At 72.9% G+C, this 1,928-nt stretch carries 2 protein-coding genes; both read right to left on the bottom strand.

Annotation, left to right across the window (positions count from 1 at the left end):
- Nucleotides 1-1,151 (bottom strand): AAA family ATPase (locus AX737_RS27115; RefSeq protein ID WP_066926912.1); only part of this gene is annotated, 1,151 nt, incomplete at its 3' end.
- A 55-nt stretch (nucleotides 1,152-1,206) separates the two neighbouring features.
- Nucleotides 1,207-1,928: CpaD family pilus assembly protein (locus AX737_RS27110; protein ID WP_066926910.1), on the bottom strand; the 722-nt coding region annotated here is incomplete at its 5' end.

Here is a 1,928-nt window from a genome sequence, read left to right as displayed (position 1 = left end):
GCGAGCTCGGAGAACATGTCGGCCACCTTCGATCCCGCCTGCACCTCGGCGATCATCTGGCCGTTGTTGGCCGCCGTGCCGAACAGGGCCGGCTCGAAGGGGATCGTGGCGGCGAGCGTCGTGTCGAGCGCCTTGGCGAACTCCGCCGCGCCGATCTCGGGGCGCTTGGGCATGCCCGCGCCGTTGAGGACGATGCGCGGGGCCCGATCGTTCGGCCGCCCGTGCTGGAGCGCGGTCAGCAGGTTCTTGGCGTTGCGCAGCGAGGCGAGGTCGGGCCCGCTCACGATCACCAGCTCGTCCGCGCCCGTCAGCACGCGGCGCGACCACGCGCTCCAGAGATGGGGCACGTCGAGCACGATGCAGGGCACGGCCGCGCGCAGGTGCTCGATCAGCCCGTCGAAGGCGGGCTCGGAGAGATCGATCGTCCGGTCGAGGGTGGCGGGCGCCGAGAGCAGGCTCAGGTGCTCGCTGCACTTCGAGAGGAGGCGCTCCACCAGCGCCGAGTCGAGCCGCTCGGGCGCGAACACCGCCTCGGCGATGCCCTGGGGCGGATCCTGGTTGAAGTTGAGGCTCGCGGTGCCGAAGGCGATGTCGAGGTCGGCGATCACGGTCTGCAGCTTCTGGCTGCGGGCGATCGTCCAGGCCAGGTTGTGGGCGATGGTCGAGGCGCCGACCCCTCCGCGCACGCCGCAGACCGCGACGGTGCGCCCGACCGGCTTCACGCCCGGCGCCGAGAACAGGTCAGAGATCGAGGCGATCAGGTCCAGCGGATCGACCGGCGCGATCAGGTAGTCGCTCACGCCGCGCTGGATGAACTGCCGGTAGAGGCCGACGTCGTTGACGTGGCCGATGACGATGACCCGCGTGCCCTCGTCGCAGACCTCGGCCAGCTGGTCGAGGTACTCGAGCGGCTTGGTGCGGGCCCCTTGCGTCTCGATCAGGATGACGTTGGGCGTCGGCGCGCTGCGGTAGGCCTCCACCGCCGCGGCGGCGCCGCCCATCTGCACCTTGAGATGGGCCTTCTGCAGGCGCCGGTCGGCGCCCGCGCCCTCGACGGTCGCGGCGGTCTCGGGCGTCTCGCAGAAGGCCTGGATGGTGATCCGCGGCACCGGTGCGATCATGCGCTCGGGTGTCTCGGAGGGGTCCGGCATGGGTCAGGTGTTCCGTCTCGGGTCCGGAGCGGGGAGGTTCGCGGCAGGGGCTGGTTCAGAGGCCCAGGCGGCTGCCCACGTTCGTCTGGCCATCCTGCCGCCAGTTGGTTGACGGATCCTTGCCGTCGCGGATCTGGCCGATGTCCTTGACCCGGCGGGCGGTGTCGATCCGGCCCTCGGTGCGGCCCCGCACGAGATCCACCGGGTCGGCGACCTGGGCCGCGACGTTGGCCTGCGTGGCGCAGCCGAGGTTCCAGGCCGGCTCGTTGCGCAGGTTCGTCATCGGCGTGCTGAAGCCGAGATCCTGCGGGAACAGCCCGCACTTGTCGGCGACCCGCGCCTGCAGGCGCTGGAAGCCGAGCCGTACCGGCGCCGCGAGGCCCGGATTGGCCACCGGGTAGCCCGAGAGGACCAGCTCGCCCGCGCCCACGCCGCCCGAGGCCGCCAGCCGCCGCACGGTCGCGACGGTGCGCTCGGTCGCGGCGCCGACGCCGGGCGCCACGCCGCGCGGCACCTCGACCGTCAGCGTGCCGCGGCCGTAGCGCCGGTACTCCAGCACGAACGCATCGACGTCGGCGGCCTGGCGCGGATCGAGATGCCCGGTCCCGTTCGGGAAGACGTCGAGCGTGCGGGCGTCGTCGGCGAGCACGATCGGGTGGCGGGCGCGGTAATCGTGGGGGTAGACCGAGCCGGTGGTCGTGCGGTCGCCCTGGCAGGCGCCGAGCGCCGTGCCGATGAGGGCGGCGAGCGCCGCCGCGGCGAGAGGGGTCGGGCGGG

Origin of the sequence: Methylobacterium sp. CCH5-D2 (assembly GCF_001556475.1) — a bacterium.
GTDB classification, from domain to species: domain Bacteria; phylum Pseudomonadota; class Alphaproteobacteria; order Rhizobiales; family Beijerinckiaceae; genus Methylobacterium; species Methylobacterium hispanicum.
This window is presented reverse-complemented; position numbering and strand designations above follow the sequence as displayed.